This window comes from Leptospira hartskeerlii (genome assembly GCF_002811475.1).
GTDB classification, from domain to species: Bacteria; Spirochaetota; Leptospiria; order Leptospirales; family Leptospiraceae; genus Leptospira_B; species Leptospira_B hartskeerlii.
On the sequence record NZ_NPDL01000002.1, the window covers coordinates 259,647 to 277,042 of the forward strand.

Consider the following 17,396-nt stretch of genomic DNA (forward strand, 5'->3'; position numbering starts at 1 on the left):
TATGCATGATCTCGAATGGAATCCAAAAAATTCTAGTTTTATGGAAAGAGAAAGTTCTCCCAAATTCGGGAGCACTTTCTTTTTTGATCATACCTTTTTTCGCCCTGGTACTTGTAGCAGACCAGGCAAAATCCTTATCCGATAAAGAAGTTCACAAGTATTTTTACGAAACTTGGAAATTAGAGATCAGTTCCAAAGATAATTTGGAATTGTTCAAGGAAACTCAACATTGGATTGGAACTCCTCATAGAGATAATGGCAAAGACGAATCCGGGATAGATTGTTCTAGTCTAGCTGCACGTTTGGTGCAAAAAGCATACTCAAAAACAATTGCGGGTTCTTCCGAAAGTATTTCTAAACAGGTCAAAAAGGTCCCCGAATCCGATCTACAAGAGGGAGATTTAGTGTTTTTTAATATATACGGAGAGAAGATCAGTCATGTAGGTGTTTATCTTAAAGATAGAAAATTTGTACATGCCTCTGTAGTCAAAGGTGTAACAGTAAATTCCTTGGATGAAAATTATTATAAGACAAGATTCGTGTTTGCGGGAAGACTATAGCCCGTTCCAAAATAGAGATTATCGTTAATACCAAGTTGCGGGCTTCAGGAGCGAAGCGACTATAAAGACCTATTCATATTGACAATTTGGTCGCTTGAGTTCGAATCATCTCTTGCATGAGAGTCCGCAGTTTTGGTCTGATCTTAATTCTGCTTATCTTCTTTTATTGCCAAAAATCTCCAGTCCCGAAATTAGAAGAAAGCCCGCCATCTTTAAAGATCGAAAAAGGGTTAGTAAGTATAAAAGATATAGATCCAAGTATAGTGATAGATCTTCGTTATTCTACTCCGGAAAATTTTACAGGCTCCGTTATCTATCCTTTTCAAACCTGTTTGCTTAGAAAAGAAACTGCAGAAAAGTTAAAAGCCGCCAACTCTGAATTTCAGACTTATGGATACAGGATCAAAATTTGGGACGGGTATCGTCCTCCCTACGCACAAAAGATCCTATGGGATAAGGTTCCGAATCCAAGATATGTAGGAAATCCTACAAAAAATGGTTCGGTTCATAATCGAGGAGGGGCAGTGGATCTGACTCTAATTGATTCCAAAGGGAAAGAGCTGGAAATGCCAAGTTCTTACGACGAATTTACATACAAAGCTTCTCCCTTCCGAAAGGACTTAGAGCCGAATGTTTCTAAAAATCTGGGAGTACTCGTTGGAATTCTAACAAAGCATGGGTTCAAACAAATCAGTTCCGAATGGTGGCATTATAATGATGGGGATGCAAAAGTTTATCCCTTAGTAGAGGTGGATCCGAAACTTTGGGAGAAATGAAACATTTAGAAATGTTCTCCAATCGCCTGACTAGAATGTCCAAACATTGGAAAAAATGGGCGAGAAGAAGGGGAATCACTTGTTTTCGGATCTACGACCGAGATATTCCGCAAGTTCCGATCGTTATCGATCTATACGAAAATTATTGCTTGGTCTCCGAATACTTGAATTCTTATCCGATCTCTGAGGAAGAGAGAGAATCAGAAAGAAATACCATTCGTAACTTTATCATCGAAATTCTGCAATTGCCTCCTGAAAATTTATTTTGGAAAACTAGAGAACGTAAAAAGGGAAATCTCCAGTATGAAAAGTTGGATACTCAAGAGAAATCCATCCAAGCGAATGAAGGTGGACTGAAATTTAAGGTAAACTTAAGCGATTATCTAGACACTGGACTTTTTCTAGATCATCGGACCACACGCGATCTTTTTAGAAAAGAAGCCTCGGGCAAGAATGTTCTAAATTTATATTCATATACAGGTGCGTTCTCCGTTTATGCTGCCGACGGAGGAGCTAAAAAAATCACCAGCGTGGATCTTTCCCAAAAATACTTGGACTGGTCTAAGGAAAATTTCGAGCTAAACGGATTTTCTCACGAAGACCACGAATTTATCAGAGAAGATATTACGGAATGGCTGAAGAGGGAAAGGAATAATCCTAAAAGAATACAATACGATCTTATTATTGTCGATCCCCCTACATTTTCTAACAGTAAGAAGATGAAGGATATTTTCGATGTGCAAAGAGATTATTCTTTTTTACTAAATTCGATCTTTAAGGATTTTTCTGCACCAGGCGCGATCCTCTTTTTCTCTACGAATTTTCGAAAGTTCAAGTTGGATACTGATGAGCTTCTTTGGGAAGATATTCAAGATATCACGAAACAAACTCATCCGGAAGATTTTAGGAATGAGAAGATACGATATGTTTGGAAGATGAAGAAGTAAAAGGGAGCGACGGGGCGATAACTACTTTCGCTAAGTCAAACACATTCTTCTCATATCAAAATGTAGGAGCTCCTACAAAATTGCCCCAACTTTATAATTGTCGATTTTACCATTTTATGATATAGGGAAAAGGCTTCTCCCACAAGCCCACCTCCACCACCCGAACCAGGGTGGGGGCGAGCCTTGGCCATTGTAGGAATTCCTACGATCTCAGGTAACTGCAGTTTTAGATAAAAACTTTGCGAAAAACTTAGGGAAATAATGTCTTAGGAATAGACCGAATTTCTCTTTTCCACCTGCGATGATCACTTGTAGATCTTCATTTTCGATCGCATCTAAAATTTTGCGAGCACATTCGTCCGCATCGATTCCGTTCTCGATTACGTTGTCCATTTTCTTTTGAGGAGTTCCATCTCCCTTTAATGCGTTATGCGAAATATTGGTTTTCACGAAACCAGGATATACCAAAGTAACTTTTAGATTTTCTTTTGCATTTTCAGCCCTTAATGCTTCATAAAAACCGGTTAACGCGAATTTGGTGGAAGAATATCCGGTTCTCAATGGAACTCCGATAAGCCCTGCAACACTCGCTATCGTGGAAACCCAACCCTGTTTTCTTTCCCTCATATGAGGAAGCACTGCAAGAGTTAGAGCGATATTACCGAAGTAGTTGACCTTCATCAAAGTTTCATAAGTATCTAGGGAAGTCTCATGAGCTAAAGAGCGTTGGCTTATCCCGCCATTATTTATGAGAACATCTATCTTTCCAAAAGTTTTGATAACTTGAGCGGGAACCTTTCCCAACTTTTTATAATCTTCTAGATCCAAAGGAAGGATCATGCTATTTGAATCTGTTAGTCCATTCTCTTTGCGGACTCTTTTGAGTTCTTTTTCTCGTCTGGAAGAAAGAACTAAAGTTGCACCTCTTCTTGCGGCTTCTTTAACTAAAGATTCACCGATCCCGGAAGAAGCCCCCGTAATCCATACAACTTTGTCTTTGAAAAATTCTCCCATATTTTTATCTCCGATATTAAATTTCTTAGGCGGTCATCTAGGATCTAAAAGGAATTTAAAAACCAAGGGATCAGTCCCAAGATAAAAACTCCTTCTCCGAGGATCCTATACTTTTGAGAATCTTGGAATTTATCCGCGTAACGCAGGATTCCTCCCGGAACGGCACAGATAAGAGCGATCACCAAAGAGGCCGAGACCGAGGTGCCCGGAGCCCATTTCCGTATTCCGCCGGCCAATACTAAGGCAGCCAGAAATCCGAGCAAGGACAATCGTAACACCCATTCCTTTGCAAGTTTGGGAGAAAGAACTCCTAATAGATAAACCTGACCTTCTTTCGCGTCTAACTCCGCTTCCATGAGAGAGTTCATGACCAAATTTAAAACGGTACCTAAAAAGAATAAGAAAAGAAGAATCGGGATTGTCCAAGACCGAAACCCTACAACCAATAAAGGGCCGAACCAAACACCCAATGTGTAGATCAATGCTACCGAAAATTCTTTTCCAAAACGTATCTTACCCCAACGAGCGATCCCTAAATGAAGAACTGCTAACGCAGCTAATAATACGCCGCCAAGTAAAACGATCTCTCTCAATAATAAGAAGGCGAGGACAGCCGATATAATTGCAGCAATTGTGCAGAGTATTGTTAAAATTTTAGAATGATCGTAGTGGAATTTGTGACGTGGGTTGATTGAATTTTCTCCCACCTTCTTTCCATCCAATAAATGATCTAATGTATAGATGACCCAAACGCTTAAGGGGAGAAGGAACCACCATACTGTCTTCATCTTGGCGCCTGTCACTACTGTTGCCAAGGCTCCGGAACCTAAAACTCCTAGGCATACATCTAAGCTTAGGACATGAATATAAAACCAAAGTTTGTTTTCTGAAACGTTTCGCATACGATTTCTATTACGACTGATTTCCGCGAATAGATTAGGTCGTTATGGATTATTTTACCGATTTCGCGGATATGTTATCGATTCCTTCCGATCTAAATTGAGAATGCAAGGATTTTATGAAAACGGATTTAATTTGTCCGGAGTCATCTATTTTTTTTAACGCGAGATGAACCACCAAATCGATATTAGATTGTCCGAAAGAAATATAACGAAATGAAATTTTGGATTCGTTATAAGCGTTTTTTCCATAGATATTAGTTAAGGAAAAATTCGCAGCTTGACTAAGGATGACTTCTAACTTCTCCAAATTTCCTTCTTTAGGAATACTGATCTCAATCTCAGTCCAAAGCCCAGTATTTGTGAGACTATAATTCGTATAAGTAGTCTTGGACATCTTCGCATTCGGGATAATGATCGTACTTCCATTTCTTTTTTTGAGAGAAGTAGTTCTCCAGTTGATATCTTCCACCAAACCTTCTTCTCCGGTTTCCAAAGAAATATAATCTCCTACGGATACTTTTTTACCTAATAAAACTCCAAGTCCCGCGAATAGATTGGAAAGAGTTTCTTGCAAACCTAATGCAAATGCAAGACCTCCTACTCCTAATGCAGTCAAAGCGGGAGTAACTGAGACCCCTAGAGTTTGTAATGCGACCAAACCACCGGTGAGTAAGATCAGGATCCGAACTATATTGTTGAGTATGGATGCGGAAGGAAGAAGTCCTTCTGCCTTTGAAGAATATAAAGTAAAAGCGCCTGAACCAACTCTTGCAAAGGAAAATGTGAATACGATGATCCCGAATACTTTTAGATAGAGAGAGATTTTTTCTTCCGAGGGAGCTTCTAATTTTAAGAACCTAAGAGCGGTATATAACCCAAAAATAAAAAAGGAAAATCTAACTAAGGAGAGCAGTGCTGTGTAAAGAGGATGGTTTGTGTCTAACTGGTCTTTTGTGAGAGTTTTTGCGAGTCTCGGAACTATGAACCCGCCGAAAAGATAACCCAAAAGAATTCCGGAAATAACCGAAATTGCTCCTAGCAACCAATTTGAACCTAAAACCGAGTCCATCCAAATCATTCTCCCAAATTAAGAGGAAGTATTTTCTAGAAAAGAAAAAATGGAAGTGCCGAATTATGTGGCAAACCGAGGGCAAATCTAAAGGGAGATAAAATTGGATTTTGTAATGACAAACTAGAGAGATTTCAGAGACTCCTATCCCCATGCAAGAGGGAGTCGGAAAAAATCAAATTTTAGAAGTTCCTCTGACGGACACTATGTCCGCATACTCTAGACGATTTCCGGAAGAAGGAGGAAATCTTTCCGAATGGATGGATGAGATCCATACTAGAGGTATTCAAGAGGTAGTTTTTTGGGGAACGAAATCGGAAGCAAGCGGTTGGAAAAATAGCCAACTATTCAGGGATCTGGTAAAAAAACTCCAAGAAGATAAGATCCGTCTTTCTACGATGGACGGAGCAAAATTCCGTTCTTCTCCGGACTCTGTGAGAAAATTAGATCGTTTTCTTAGATCTCATTTAGGTTCCGTACTCGTTTGTTATTCCGAAAATGAATCCAATGAATTCGTAAAATTGATGCGGGAGATCCTTTCCGGCAAAAAGGAAGAATCTACCAAAGTATATATACCATATTCTCCTAATATAACTTCTGAAAAATCCAGAAAAGAAAAACAAGAACCTCCTAAAAATCATGGAGAGGATTTTAAAGCTTCCAGGATCACTATTCGAGTCAAACTTCTCGCGATCGTTTCCGCGATTGTTGTGGTGAGTATGGGGCTTGTGATCGGACTTGCCACAAGTCTTTTTAGAAATTATACTGTATCATTGATCCAAGAATATAACTTGAGTTTGGCTAGATTGACCGGATTACAAGTAGGTCTTAGGATTAAAGAACTTTCCACCAAATCATCGGAGTTCGCGGACAAAAGGGATATCCGTCCTTCCAGAGGTTCCGATTCTAGAAAAACCTCTCCGCCTGCGTACATATCGGGATTTTTTTCTAATCATCCTAAAATTCTTGCCTGGGGAAAATACGAACAAGGTGAATCATCACTTGTTTTTAACCCAAGATTTTTGAGAGATCTTAGGAAAGAAGAAGATGAGATCCGCGGTCTATGGGTTTCGATCCCTAAAGAAGAAAAAGAAAAATTTTTCGCCTCCGAATTCGAATCCACTCGATTGGAAAATATAAGTTCAAAGTTCGGATTCCCGACTGTACTTTTTATAGAGAAGGATGTTTCCGGAAAAGGGCATGGCTTCTTCTTAATTTCTCCTCAGGATCTTTGGGAATCTGCCAGGTCTGCTTTACAAACTGAATTATTTGCTATTTGGGTAGTGGATTCCAGAGGAAGGTTGATCGCTCATACGGAAGAATCAGAAACAGTTTCTGCAAAAGATTATTCTAAAAATCCTTTGGTCCAATTTTTATTGCGAAGTCCCGCAGACAACGGATCCCAAACTTCTATTTTTGAAGGAAAAGAAACATTAGGATCTTTTCAACAATTAGAAGACGGCAACCTCGCAGTAGTGTCTTCTATTGAAGCGGATAAAGCATTCGAAGCGGTGTATAAAATCAGAAGACAGAATTTTTATATTCTGATCTCGGTATTGAGCCTTGCATTCTTGGTGGTGTTCCTATTCTCCAGAACTCTGACTGTTCCACTCATCAATCTATTGAGTGCGACAAGACAGATTGAAAGAGGGAATTATAAGGTAGGGATCAAACCGGTCACCAGAGATGAGGTTGGAGTCCTAACAAATTCTTTCCTCAAGATGGCTCATGGCTTAGAAGAAAGAGAGAAGATCAAAGATACTTTCGGAAAATTTGTGAACAAGGAAATCGCAGAACGTGCACTTGCTGGAGACATGCCTTTAGGCGGGGTCACTAAAGATGTTACCGTATTCTTCTCCGATTTAAGAAACTTCACCGGAATGTCCGAAAAATTAAAACCAAGCGAGGTGGTTGATTTCCTAAACGCTTACTTCACTGAGATGGTAGAATGTATCTATCTCACTGAAGGGATCGTGGATAAGTTTATCGGAGATGCGATCATGGCTCACTGGGGCGCTTTATATACGGACGAGAATGATGCAAGAAATGCAATCAACTCCGCACTATTAATGAGAAACGCATTGATGGAATTCAATCGGATCGGAAACGAGATCGGAAGACCTCAAGCAAGATTTGGATGCGGGATCAATACCGGCCCGGTGGTAGTCGGTCAGATCGGTTCCGAAAAAAAACTGGAGTTCACAGTCATCGGGGACGCGGTCAATCTTGCTTCTCGTATTGAATATTTAACAAAAGATTTTGGAACAGACATATTGGTTTCAGAAACATCTTACGAAAAAGTAAAGGATCATTATAAATTCGAAACACTTCCTCCAGTTTGGATCCGAGGAAAAGAAAAGCCTCAACAACTCTATGCGGTATTAGGTTGGTTAGAAGATCCGGATTGTCCTAAAAACCTGCAAGAACTCCGCAGAATTTGCGGAATACCTGAACCTGATTCTCCTTCCAAGGCGGTCGCTGGTTAAGATATGGATTGGAGAATATACAAAAGAGAATGGCAGGTCGGCATGGGCTGCTTCATTGTACTTTTCTTTTCTTTGTACCTTCTGTATTTCGAATCCAAATCAAACGGAGGAGTAGGAAAGGAGATCATGGGAACCGTCTCCTTCAGATATAAAACTGCGCAAAGAAAATTTCCGGACAGAATGTTATGGGAAGATTTGGAACAAGGAATGTCCGTATACGATAGGGATTCCATCCGAACAGATGAGGCGTCGGAAGCGGTAGTATTTTTAAAATCAGGCACTCGGATAGAATTAGATCCTCAGTCAATGGTGGTTCTCCAATTAAAAGAGAATAAAGAAAATCTGGATCTGAGCGAAGGAAATATACTAGTAGAAAGTGGAAAGAAAGTCTTATCCGTAATCGCAGGAACTGTAGGGTTGGAAGCGGAACTAGGTTCCAAATTCCAAGTCACCAAAAATGAGAACGGCACCAGAGTAGATGTAGAAAGAGGACAGGTAGAATGGTCCGAAAATGGAACAGTTAAACAAACATTAGGTGAAAAAGAAAGTTCTCTAAACGGAAATAAACTTAACCAAAATTGGAGTCTTGTGCACCCTGAGGACTCGCATAGATATTTCCCTGCGGAACTAGAACAGACGGTTGAATTCCGTTGGGAAGGTGGAGAAGAAGGTATATTAGAAATTTCTCCTAGACGAGATTTCTCCGTTTATATTTCTAAAAGACCGTCTAAAGAGCCTTATTATAAGCAAAAATTTCCGGAAGGGATCTATTATTGGAGGATCAACTCGAAGGATGGCAAAAAAATATCCGAGGTCCGAAAGTTTAGAGTTCTTCCCAACTTCCCTGTTGAATTACATTATCCTAAAAAAGATCTTTCTCAAGAAGATAGGACCGTTGCCTTTTCTTGGGCGAAACAAAAGATAGCAAGCGGTTACAAATTACAGATCTCTACCGATCCAAATTTTGGAGCCTTGTCTGAGACCCAAGTATTCCGCACAAATTTTTCACTCACATTAGATCCTGGGACGTATTACTGGAGAATACAGTCTTATACGAATCTTCCCGGAACGGAAACGTTTTCGGAAGCACGTAAATTTTCCATTTCTCTTCCAGTGATACAAATTGCGGAAACAAAACAGGAGACTGCTGTAGTCGTTCCCGAAACACAACAAAGTTCGGATCTATCCGTAGATTTCCCGAAAAACGGCACTTTGGTGGACATGACAGGTAAGGAAAGTATCTCTTTCCGTTGGAAATTCTCCGCCAAACAGAAGCAAAGCGAATGGAAATTTCGTCTTTTCTATAAGAGAGGCTCAGGCGACGAGCTAATCTATGAAAAAAAGACAAAAGGTGACAGGTTAGTGTTCAAAGATTTGGAAAAACTGGATGTAGGAACGTTCCGTTGGACCATCGAATCTGATGCGGACCCCAGCCTCAGATCTGAAGCGGATTTTAAAATATTACTTAGGGAAGAATTGGAAGCCCCGGAAACAAAATCCAGTGGCGCTCGCCCTTAAGGAGAAGGCATGTTCTTGTTCCGCGAAAAATCTTTCGCTATAGTATTTCAGTTTATTCTAATATTCTTTTCCATATCCTCGGGAGTTTTTGCGGAGAAAAAGAGCTTCGTATATTATATAGAATGGAAAGAAGTAAAAGGAAGCCGAGGTTACGTGGTAGAAATCCGAAAAACGGAACCTCCTCAAGAATTATTTTTAGAAAAGAAAGTCTCCGAGAACGAGATCGAATTCTCCTTAGAAGCCGGGACTTACGAATATAGGATCGCCGCATTAAATAGATTCGGAAAACCTTCTTCTTATACTCCTTGGACTAATTTTAAGGTGGAGCAAGACCGTCCAAAGGCGGTTGCCTTGGCTGAAAAAGAAGAAGCAAGTAAAGGAATTAAAACCTCCAAGTTTGTTTGGATCCCTGGAACAGGATATTATTCCAAAGGTGAGCGTTGGAAGTCCTACAGTATCTGGACCTGGTTCGGGGTCCTTGCTTATCTAGGAAATTCAGAAAGAGAGTCAGGGAATATTCTCGCCTCAAAACCGTTAAACGACCCGATGAATATTGCGATTTTAAGTTTAAATCTACCTTCTTCCTTTACTCTTTATTTTTGGCAGGCAAGAGAGAATGATAAGAAAGAATATGAAATGCACCAAAGCAATCAGGCTCTTATTGGAGGAGTTGCAGTTTTAAGTGTCGCACTTTCTCTTTGGTTGGAAAATAAACTCCCGCAAGGAGATACTGTTCAGTTCAAGGTTAGTCCTGACAGAGGCGGAAATCTAAATACTTTTGCAAATACAGGATTTTCTCAGAACAGATGGGAAGTCCAATATACAAGGAGCTTTTGATCTATGGCTCTTCGAATTTATACTTTGATCCTTATTCTTTCCGGGCTTTTTAGTTCAGCATGTTCTAAACCATTTCCAGGAGGAGATGAGATCATACTCTTAGGACTTCTTGGAAAAACACGTTATCTGTTCGTTACTACTTCCACCAATACTGGGAATTTAGGAGGTGTTGGAGGTGCGGATCTGATTTGCCAAAGCGCGAAGACTTCAGAAGTTCCTAGCTTACCTGGATCTGCTTTGGAATATGTTGCTTTGATCGCTTCTTCTTCCAGAGTTCCGGGTGGAGCGGGTTGGCCCTTATTCCCAAATACGAATTATTATGCGATGAATCCTAGCGAGACTTTGATCTTTCATACGGACGGTTCCGGGCTTCCGGTTCTGCCGATGAACAATGCAACTGGAATTCCCGGAGCCGGGGATTATTGGACGGGGATTTCGAATTCTGGCTCCGGCTACGGTACTGGGACTACCTGTTCCGATTGGATGTCTGCGAACGCTGCGGTCGATGCCAATAACGGGAGCCCAAACCAGAACACCGAGACCGCATTTGATAGCGGGTTTGCTACGACCTGCGACACCCCTTTGCATTTACTCTGCGTTCGGAATTAACTCTCTACGATACCTGCGCGGATCGCATAGACTACTAAATCCGCCACTTTATGTAAGTCCAACTTCTTCATGATATTTGCTCTATGAACCTTTACGGTTGCAGGAGATATATGAAGAAGTTTCCCTATCTTCTCGTTGGAGTTCCCCTCTGAGATCAGTTTTAAGATCTGTCTTTCTCTGTCGGAAAGTACTGAGAATACGGATGGACCTTCTTCTTGAAGCTCTCCTGTTTTTTTGCGTCCTATTCCTGAAAGAACGCGAGTTGCAATTCTAGGACTCAAGTAAGTTTCCTTTCTGCGGACAGCATCGATTGCTCTGAGTAGATCTTCGCCCGCGTCGTCTTTTAGAACGTAACCATTGATACCAAGATCCACCAGTTTTTGGATATATTCTTCGTTATCATGTCTGGATAGAATGATAACCTGTACTTTCGGATAATATCTTTTGACTCCCTTTACGAGGTCAATACCGCTTACTCCCGGCATGGAGATATCGGTGATCAGAATATCGGGCTCTAATTTGCCGATCTCGTCTAGCGCCTGTTCGGCGTTTCCATTTTCGCCGATGATTTCCAGATCGTTTTGTCCGGAGATGATCAGTCTAAGACCTTCTCTTAAGATAGCGTGGTCGTCTACAAGATAGAGTTTGCAAACGGAGGGTTGGGCGTTCATACTTTCTCCTTGGAACGTTTTTTTAACGGGATCCTAAGCACGTATTGAGTGCCTTTATTTGGTTCCGATTCTAAAAAAAGAGTACCATTTAGGTCCTCGGTTCTTCTCCGAATATTTTCCAATCCGTATCCGGTAGATTTTATTCTGGCTTCTTTTTCTTTAAATCCTTTTCCGTTATCTTTTGCAGAAACTACCAAAGTATCTTTTTCGGAAAAGATCTTTAACTCCACTTTATTCGCTTGGGAATGTTTCAGAATGTTTGCGCAAATTTCCTGTAATATTCTGAAAACTTGGTTCTGTATTTCCTGAGGAATTTTTTCGGGAACTTTGAACTCGGATTTTACTTTGATTTTTTGTATCGGAAAAATTTGGTTCGCTAGAGAGCTCAAAGCGGCTTCCAGTCCGAGTTCTTTTAAGGAAGAAGGTTGCAAATTTGTGTAAATTTCGCGGAGTTCTTGGCTGGCCTTATCTATGAGCCCGAGTCCGGAGCCGAAAGATTCAGGATGTTCCTTCTCCGATTTTTGATATGCTTGGAAATGTAATTTTGCAGCAAGTATAAGTTGTCCTACTCCGTCATGAAGTTCTCTTGCGAGTCTGGATCTTTCTTCTTCTTGGGAGGCGAGTACTTGTGTGTGAAGAGTTGCGATCTTCTTCTCTAACTTTTTGTTCTCGGTGATATCTTTTAAGATCATTCCCAGGCTGTCTTTAAATCTAAAGATAGAATATCCGTAAGACTTAGTTCCCTTTTTGAATTCCTGGTTTTGTAATTTTGTTTTGAGAGCCTTATGAAGATTTTCTCTTAGGTTAGCTTCTTCTTTTGAATCTAGTTTTAATAGATTGAATAGATTTTTACCGGCTGGATTTGCAAATCTGAGCCTAAATTCCTTCTTAAAGGATGCATTTGCAAATCGGACTATATTGTTTTCATCCAAGGCTACGATAGGGGAGATCTCCTCTACCAAGGATAGGAATTTAGAGGCTTGCTCCTTGCCGGAGAATGAGCCTGATTGTTTGGTTTCTTTTCGTTTGAGGAGTCCTGAAGCCACTTAAAGATCAGGATATAGTCCGGCTTATGGCTCGAAAAGAAAAAAACCCCTCCCCTCGGCCGAATGAGGGAAGGGGGAGGTTGCTTTTACTCTTTCAGGAGTCCCAAATTAGGGCGTAGCCGGAAACACTTCCGAAGTATTCGGAGTTCGGAACCAATCCGTATTGGTGGTTCCAAGAGATTCATACCAAGTTTTGAAAGTAGGATAGGAGTTACGTATGTCTGTAGCTTCGTAAGGCCATTGGAAATTACCAGGCACAAGAAGCACCCAAGGGAATCCGGTAGCATCTCTATAAATGTCCTTACCTTCTGCATCGAAATACTTTCCAGCAGCATGTATATCTTTGCCTGTATTGATCACTCTTATGAACGTATCATAAGGAGCGGGTCCGAGTACCAGTTTGGAAATAGGTGCCGAAAGGATTACTTCTAGTTTTGCGGATTTACCTTTTACGAAGGTTGTGTCTGTTCTTGAAACGTTCGATTTGGAAATCGTAGTAGAACTATTTCCTAAAATTTCTAGGTCTGCAATCGACGTTGGAGTTCCACTTAGGTTTTCTTCTAAGGTGGTTCCGTCGGCTGCATAGCGTAGAAGAGAATAGCTTGTTACACTTGCCCCTGGCAATCCGAAACGAAGAGTATGATTGTATCCGGCACCTTTTGCAACATGAGTGAAATAACCTCTTACTCTTACTACTTCGCCGAATTTGTTCAGATCTTCTTCAAAATAAGAACGGGTCACATAGTCGTTGAAATCCGCATCTCCCTGCTTAGGAAATAGATCCTCAAACGAAGTTGTGTAATAATCTTCCGCAGGAACGCGGATCGAACTGACTCTTGTAGGATCATTCGGGAATACGTCTTCAAAATCCTGAACACCATCTCCATCGCTATCGATGATCTGAGTCGTAGTTGCAGTAAATCCCACTGAAATTCTACGATCTACCTTACTTACATTTACGATGGAAATATCCGCTTGGTAAAATTTACCGTAAGCTTCTACAGTTAAGTGAACAGTATTCGTATCCCCGTCTATTGTAAAACTACCGGTAACTTCTCCGCTCGGATTTGTATAAGCTTTAAAGACCGATTTACTACTGGTGGCACCTGGAGTAGCAGAAGGTACAGTAACTTGCACCATGGACCCATCCACCGGAGCTATAGGATCTATTACTTGAACGTTTACGGTGATTGTGCGGGTAGTATCAAATACGAAATCAACAGGAGTAGTCTCGTCATTGATATCGATCCCGAAATCGGTAGGACCGGAAGGAGCCTCCACCGCAGTGGATCCTGCTACTAGACTCATCAACCAGGCGTAGTTCGGATCGCTGGAAGACGTGCAGGAGGCGAAAGAGATACTGAGAGAGGCTAAAAAGCAGGTTAGGATTTTTTTTGTCATAGATGCACCCGTACGGATGTCATGATTATGCTGATATCCACCCAATAAGCAATACACCCGAAGGATTAGATTACAAGAACCTTCGGCTAATACTATTATTGGTACTTTGTTCGAAAGAAGTCTCTAATTGCCGGAATTCAGGCGAATTAAAGGGTAGCTTGGAAACTTTCTAAAGCTTTGGTCCGGAAAGAATGGAAATCTCCGGAAGAGAAAAATTTACAATGCTTCAATACTTCGTCAGGGATCTCAGAGAACTTAGCTTCTTCATTATTGATCTTGATCATCATATCCGCTAGATAAATAGGAAAGATGATCTCCTTATATTGCTCCTCCGCTAAATGAGGTCTATGATGGTATTCCATGGTTTTAGAATATAACTCAGGGAAATTCCATTTTTCTGCGATCAATGCACCGATCTTAGTATGAGTAATACCGAATGCAGCTTCTTCCATAGAAAGAGAAGAGGCGATTTCCTTGGATGCGGAATAATTTTGGATCTTACCCATGCGTTCTTGTTCTAAGGAAAGAAGAATGATCTCTCCTATATCATGAAGAAGCGCTGCCGACATCAGATTACTCATAGATTCTTTAGGAAGATTTAATCTTTGAGCGATCAATTTGCAATAGTACGCACACTGATTGGATTTTTCCCAAATTGTCAGGAATGCCGGGAACTTGTTTTCTAAGATCTGCTTTGTCCCGAGAGAATATAACAAAACCTGCAACTCTTTCAAGCCGATTAGCTGAATTGCTCTGTCCAAGGACTCTACTTTATTTCCTCTGCGGAAAGCCGCCGAGTTGGATAATTTCAGGATGTTTGCAGAAAGAGCTACGTCTTTCTTTACCATCTCTGCGATCTGACCGATACTTGAATTCGGCTTGTCGATAGCAGATTGGATATCTTGGATCGCTTTAGGGAAAGTAGGAAGCTGATCTACTTCTTTGATAATCTCTTCCGCTTTTTGGATCTGAATATTTTCCTTTTGGATACGAATAGGAATATCTATAATGACTGACGTGTTATTACCTTGGCTTTCTACCTTATAAGAACTTGCGCCTAAACCGTCGTTTTTCAACATCATTAGAGTCATGATGAGCCCAAGGCCGGCACCTTCTGTTTCGTCCCCTTTTTCTAAGAATGCTTCTGCAAGATCGTTATACGTCTTTGCTTTTTCGATCCTTTCGTTGATACGATCCACTTCTTCCGGACTGAGTTTTACGTTATTCATCACTCGGATGCGGATCGCGTCCTTATTGTGAATGAAAGAAACTAAGACAACGTAATTGTTTTTAAAAAGGAGATCTTCGTACTTCTCCTTATTATCTAGGTAAGTCTTTTTGAAACCTGTGATCTTGCTCCGATATACACTCGGATTTTGGATATCTGCCTGGAGTTCTCTAAAATAGATCCTTTTGATATTTGCTTTGATTGTGTTTGTGATGGTCTCTTTCAAAGCAGCGAGAACAGAATCTCTCACGAATATGATATCTAAATGTAAAAGATAACGATCCAAGGTCTTGGAGAGAATGCTGTCTACGCTTTCGGTAAGATTGAAAAATTTAAAATGAAACGGAGTGTTTTCCGAAATAGGATGATTCAGGTCCTTCAAATTACTGAAAATACCTTGGTCTTTGTGATGGAAAAGTTCTAGGGTTTTCCCTTGGCTCATATCATGTAACTCTGAAAAACGTTAGTGGTCTCTGTCAAGAATTAGCGAAACTTATAGATGAAAAATAAGAATCTGCTAAGCGAATTATACGGATCAAACTTCGAAAAAAAAACTAAGAGAAATATTTATCTTACAATTCTTGTCAGAAATAAATTTCCAAAAACGTCAATGGAAAATAGTCCTTTGGGACTAATTTATCCCTTGTTCAGGTAGGAAAATTTTTATCATAACGGGTAGAATAAAAAGCGACTTGGGTCCAAGGAAGGGACTTTTTCCCTAAAAGTTACGGAATGATCATTCAATAAAAAGGTTGCGTCAAAATCCTAAATTTGATGAAATTATACCTTGGTTCTCTACCAGTCCGGATTTCCGGAAGAATGTTAGAACTTTAGGAGACCCCTCATGTCCAGCACAGCTACACAACCGGCGAGCTCAGTCTCTTCCGCTTCCAGCGGAATGGCTTCTTTTCCCGCTGCGAACCCAAAGGAAATGCAAAGAGTATTCGATGTTCAAAAACGTCATTTTCATAAGGTCCTGAAAGTATCCAAGGCAAAGGATCGAGTTGTATTATTGAAAAAATTACTCGCAGCAGTAGAAAGACTTACCCCAGAAATCAAGCAGGCTTTACAAAACGATTTTAGAAAAGCTCCTCACGAAACGGATCTAACGGAAGTTATGCCTTCTATCGCGGAATTGAAAGACGCGATCCGCCACGTAAAAACTTGGATGAAACCGGAAAGAGTCAAGACTCCAGTTTCTCTCTTTGGAGCAAGAAGTTCCATTTCTTATGAACCAAAAGGAGTGACTCTGATCATTTCTCCTTGGAACTATCCATTCTACCTCGCGATTGCGCCTTTAACTGCAGCTCTTGCGGCAGGTAACACTGCGATCATTAAACCTTCCGAGTTCACACCTGAAACTTCTAAACTACTTACCAAACTAGTAAAGGAAACCTTTGAAGAAGGAGAAGTCGCAGTATTCGAAGGAGACCATACTGTTTCCACAGCTTTAATGGAGTTACCATTCGATCATATCTTCTTCACGGGAAGTACTCATGTAGGAAAGATCGTAATGGCAGCCGCTGCAAAAAATCTTTCTACGGTTACTTTAGAGTTGGGAGGAAAATCTCCTGCGATCATCGTGCCTGGAGCCAACTTGAAAAAGGCAGCTCAGAAATTGGTATGGGGAAAGATCATGAATGCGGGACAAACCTGCGTAGCACCTGATTATCTTCTCCTTCCTGAAGGACAAACGGAAGAATTCGTAAAACAAGCGAAGGCTGCGGTTAAATCTTTCTATGGAGATAGTCCAGCAGATATCAAGAATAACAAAGACTTCTGTCGTTTAGTGAACCAAAGAAACTTCCAAAGGGTTTCCGGATACATCCACGAAGCAGTTGAAAAAGGTGGAAAAGTAGTAATGGGAGGCGAAACAGATTCTTCTCAGAACTACATTGAACCAACGTTAATTGCTAATGTTCCGGCAAATGCAAGGATTATGGAAGATGAGATCTTCGGACCGGTACTTCCTATCCTAACATACAAAAATCTGGACGAAGCAGTGGAGAAGGTTCTCTCTAAACCAAAACCGCTCGCGCTCTATGTGTTCGGAAGTAATAACAAACATATCAACAAAGTTCTCAAGGAAACATCTTCCGGAGGAGCTGCGGTGAATGACGTTATCGTACACTTGGCGAACCCGAATCTACCATTCGGAGGGATCAATCATTCCGGACATGGAAGCTACCATGGCTGGTATGGATTCAGAACATTCTCTCACGAGAAGTCCGTATTTAAACAAGCTCCATTCTCTTCGATTGAAATGTTATATCCGCCTTACACAGGTTTTGTGGATAAAATGCTTCAGTTCACTAAGAAGTTCTTCGTTTAA

The 17,396-nt window shown here is 40.7% G+C and carries 14 protein-coding genes and 1 pseudogene; 8 read left to right on the forward strand and 7 right to left on the reverse strand.

The features are described 5' to 3' along the window. Positions 1 to 5: 5 nt before the first annotated feature. The 3 genes from CH352_RS04200 to CH352_RS04210 all read left to right on the forward strand — a co-directional run bounded on the left by CH352_RS04200 (position 6) and on the right by CH352_RS04210 (position 2,283). Entirely contained in the window at positions 6 to 560 is a 555-nt protein-coding gene (locus CH352_RS04200; RefSeq protein WP_100705526.1) for a C40 family peptidase, read from the forward strand. A 116-nt stretch (positions 561 to 676) separates the two neighbouring features. Then, positions 677 to 1,336, forward strand: a complete 660-nt coding sequence (locus CH352_RS04205) for a M15 family metallopeptidase (protein ID WP_100705525.1) — start codon at positions 677 to 679, stop codon at positions 1,334 to 1,336. Continuing rightward, the gene (locus CH352_RS04210) at positions 1,333 to 2,283 is read left to right on the forward strand and encodes a class I SAM-dependent methyltransferase (protein ID WP_100705524.1); all 951 of its coding nucleotides are present in this window, start codon (positions 1,333 to 1,335) and stop codon (positions 2,281 to 2,283) included. The genes CH352_RS04205 and CH352_RS04210 overlap by 4 nt, the downstream gene beginning before the upstream one ends. A gap of 210 nt (positions 2,284 to 2,493) precedes the next feature. Here the strand turns inward: CH352_RS04210 and CH352_RS04215 are convergent, their stop codons facing one another. Genes CH352_RS04215 through CH352_RS04225 form a run of 3 tightly spaced genes read right to left on the reverse strand, consistent with a single transcriptional unit; the run spans position 2,494 to position 5,268 of the window. Beyond that, positions 2,494 to 3,297 (reverse strand): SDR family oxidoreductase, encoded by an 804-nt coding sequence (locus CH352_RS04215; protein WP_100705523.1) that lies wholly within the window; start codon positions 3,295 to 3,297, stop codon positions 2,494 to 2,496. 44 nt (positions 3,298 to 3,341) lie between these two features. After that, positions 3,342 to 4,199: an LA_0991 family prenyltransferase-like protein gene (locus CH352_RS04220; RefSeq protein WP_100705522.1), complete on the reverse strand. Its 858-nt coding sequence runs from the start codon at positions 4,197 to 4,199 to the stop codon at positions 3,342 to 3,344. 49 nt (positions 4,200 to 4,248) lie between these two features. Next, positions 4,249 to 5,268 (reverse strand): mechanosensitive ion channel family protein, encoded by a 1,020-nt coding sequence (locus CH352_RS04225; protein WP_100705766.1) that lies wholly within the window; start codon positions 5,266 to 5,268, stop codon positions 4,249 to 4,251. A 650-nt stretch (positions 5,269 to 5,918) separates the two neighbouring features. On the opposite strand from CH352_RS04225, the pseudogene CH352_RS04230 reads away from it, so the two are divergent. From CH352_RS04230 to CH352_RS04245, 4 genes and pseudogenes are all read left to right on the forward strand, one after another. Further along, positions 5,919 to 7,754, forward strand: a pseudogene (locus tag CH352_RS04230) (adenylate/guanylate cyclase domain-containing protein); the annotation flags it as partial. Positions 7,755 to 7,757: 3 nt separating this feature from the next. After that, positions 7,758 to 9,272 carry a FecR family protein gene (locus tag CH352_RS04235; RefSeq protein WP_100705520.1) on the forward strand — a complete coding sequence of 505 codons (1,515 nt, stop codon included), beginning with the start codon at positions 7,758 to 7,760 and terminating at the stop codon, positions 9,270 to 9,272. A 9-nt stretch (positions 9,273 to 9,281) separates the two neighbouring features. After that, positions 9,282 to 10,109 (forward strand): hypothetical protein, encoded by an 828-nt coding sequence (locus CH352_RS04240; protein WP_100705519.1) that lies wholly within the window; start codon positions 9,282 to 9,284, stop codon positions 10,107 to 10,109. Positions 10,110 to 10,112: 3 nt separating this feature from the next. Continuing rightward, positions 10,113 to 10,718 carry a DUF1554 domain-containing protein gene (locus CH352_RS04245; RefSeq protein ID WP_100705518.1) on the forward strand — a complete coding sequence of 202 codons (606 nt, stop codon included), beginning with the start codon at positions 10,113 to 10,115 and terminating at the stop codon, positions 10,716 to 10,718. Here the strand turns inward: CH352_RS04245 and CH352_RS04250 are convergent. The 4 genes from CH352_RS04250 to CH352_RS04265 all read right to left on the reverse strand — a co-directional run bounded on the left by CH352_RS04250 (position 10,715) and on the right by CH352_RS04265 (position 15,506). Further along, positions 10,715 to 11,389 (reverse strand): response regulator, encoded by a 675-nt coding sequence (locus CH352_RS04250; RefSeq protein WP_008594648.1) that lies wholly within the window; start codon positions 11,387 to 11,389, stop codon positions 10,715 to 10,717. The genes CH352_RS04245 and CH352_RS04250 overlap by 4 nt on opposite strands. After that, entirely contained in the window at positions 11,386 to 12,435 is a 1,050-nt protein-coding gene (locus CH352_RS04255; protein ID WP_100705517.1) for a PAS domain-containing sensor histidine kinase, read from the reverse strand. The genes CH352_RS04250 and CH352_RS04255 overlap by 4 nt, the downstream gene beginning before the upstream one ends. Before the next feature lie 108 nt (positions 12,436 to 12,543). Then, a complete protein-coding gene (locus tag CH352_RS04260) occupies positions 12,544 to 13,836 on the reverse strand; it encodes an LruC domain-containing protein (protein ID WP_100705516.1) in 1,293 nt (430 codons plus the stop codon). 146 nt (positions 13,837 to 13,982) lie between these two features. Further along, positions 13,983 to 15,506 carry an HDOD domain-containing protein gene (locus tag CH352_RS04265; protein ID WP_100705515.1) on the reverse strand — a complete coding sequence of 508 codons (1,524 nt, stop codon included), beginning with the start codon at positions 15,504 to 15,506 and terminating at the stop codon, positions 13,983 to 13,985. Between the two features lie 456 nt (positions 15,507 to 15,962). Here CH352_RS04265 and CH352_RS04270 point away from each other — a divergent pair, with 456 nt between their 5' ends. Further along, on the forward strand, positions 15,963 to 17,396 hold the full coding sequence (locus CH352_RS04270; protein WP_207766647.1) for an aldehyde dehydrogenase family protein: 1,434 nt from the start codon (positions 15,963 to 15,965) through the stop codon (positions 17,394 to 17,396).

Coding starts and splice junctions, on each gene's coding strand:
- CH352_RS04250 (WP_008594648.1), bottom strand. CDS start 11,389: ATGAACGCCCAACCCTCCGTTTGCAAACTCTATCTTGTAGACGACCAC.
- CH352_RS04235 (WP_100705520.1), top strand. CDS start 7,758: ATGGATTGGAGAATATACAAAAGAGAATGGCAGGTCGGCATGGGCTGC.
- CH352_RS04245 (WP_100705518.1), top strand. CDS start 10,113: ATGGCTCTTCGAATTTATACTTTGATCCTTATTCTTTCCGGGCTTTTT.
- CH352_RS04200 (WP_100705526.1), top strand. CDS start 6: ATGATCTCGAATGGAATCCAAAAAATTCTAGTTTTATGGAAAGAGAAA.
- CH352_RS04270 (WP_207766647.1), top strand. CDS start 15,963: ATGGCTTCTTTTCCCGCTGCGAACCCAAAGGAAATGCAAAGAGTATTC.
- CH352_RS04215 (WP_100705523.1), bottom strand. CDS start 3,297: ATGGGAGAATTTTTCAAAGACAAAGTTGTATGGATTACGGGGGCTTCT.
- CH352_RS04225 (WP_100705766.1), bottom strand. CDS start 5,268: ATGGACTCGGTTTTAGGTTCAAATTGGTTGCTAGGAGCAATTTCGGTT.
- CH352_RS04265 (WP_100705515.1), bottom strand. CDS start 15,506: ATGAGCCAAGGGAAAACCCTAGAACTTTTCCATCACAAAGACCAAGGT.
- CH352_RS04240 (WP_100705519.1), top strand. CDS start 9,282: ATGTTCTTGTTCCGCGAAAAATCTTTCGCTATAGTATTTCAGTTTATT.
- CH352_RS04210 (WP_100705524.1), top strand. CDS start 1,333: ATGAAACATTTAGAAATGTTCTCCAATCGCCTGACTAGAATGTCCAAA.
- CH352_RS04220 (WP_100705522.1), bottom strand. CDS start 4,199: ATGCGAAACGTTTCAGAAAACAAACTTTGGTTTTATATTCATGTCCTA.
- CH352_RS04205 (WP_100705525.1), top strand. CDS start 677: ATGAGAGTCCGCAGTTTTGGTCTGATCTTAATTCTGCTTATCTTCTTT.
- CH352_RS04260 (WP_100705516.1), bottom strand. CDS start 13,836: ATGACAAAAAAAATCCTAACCTGCTTTTTAGCCTCTCTCAGTATCTCT.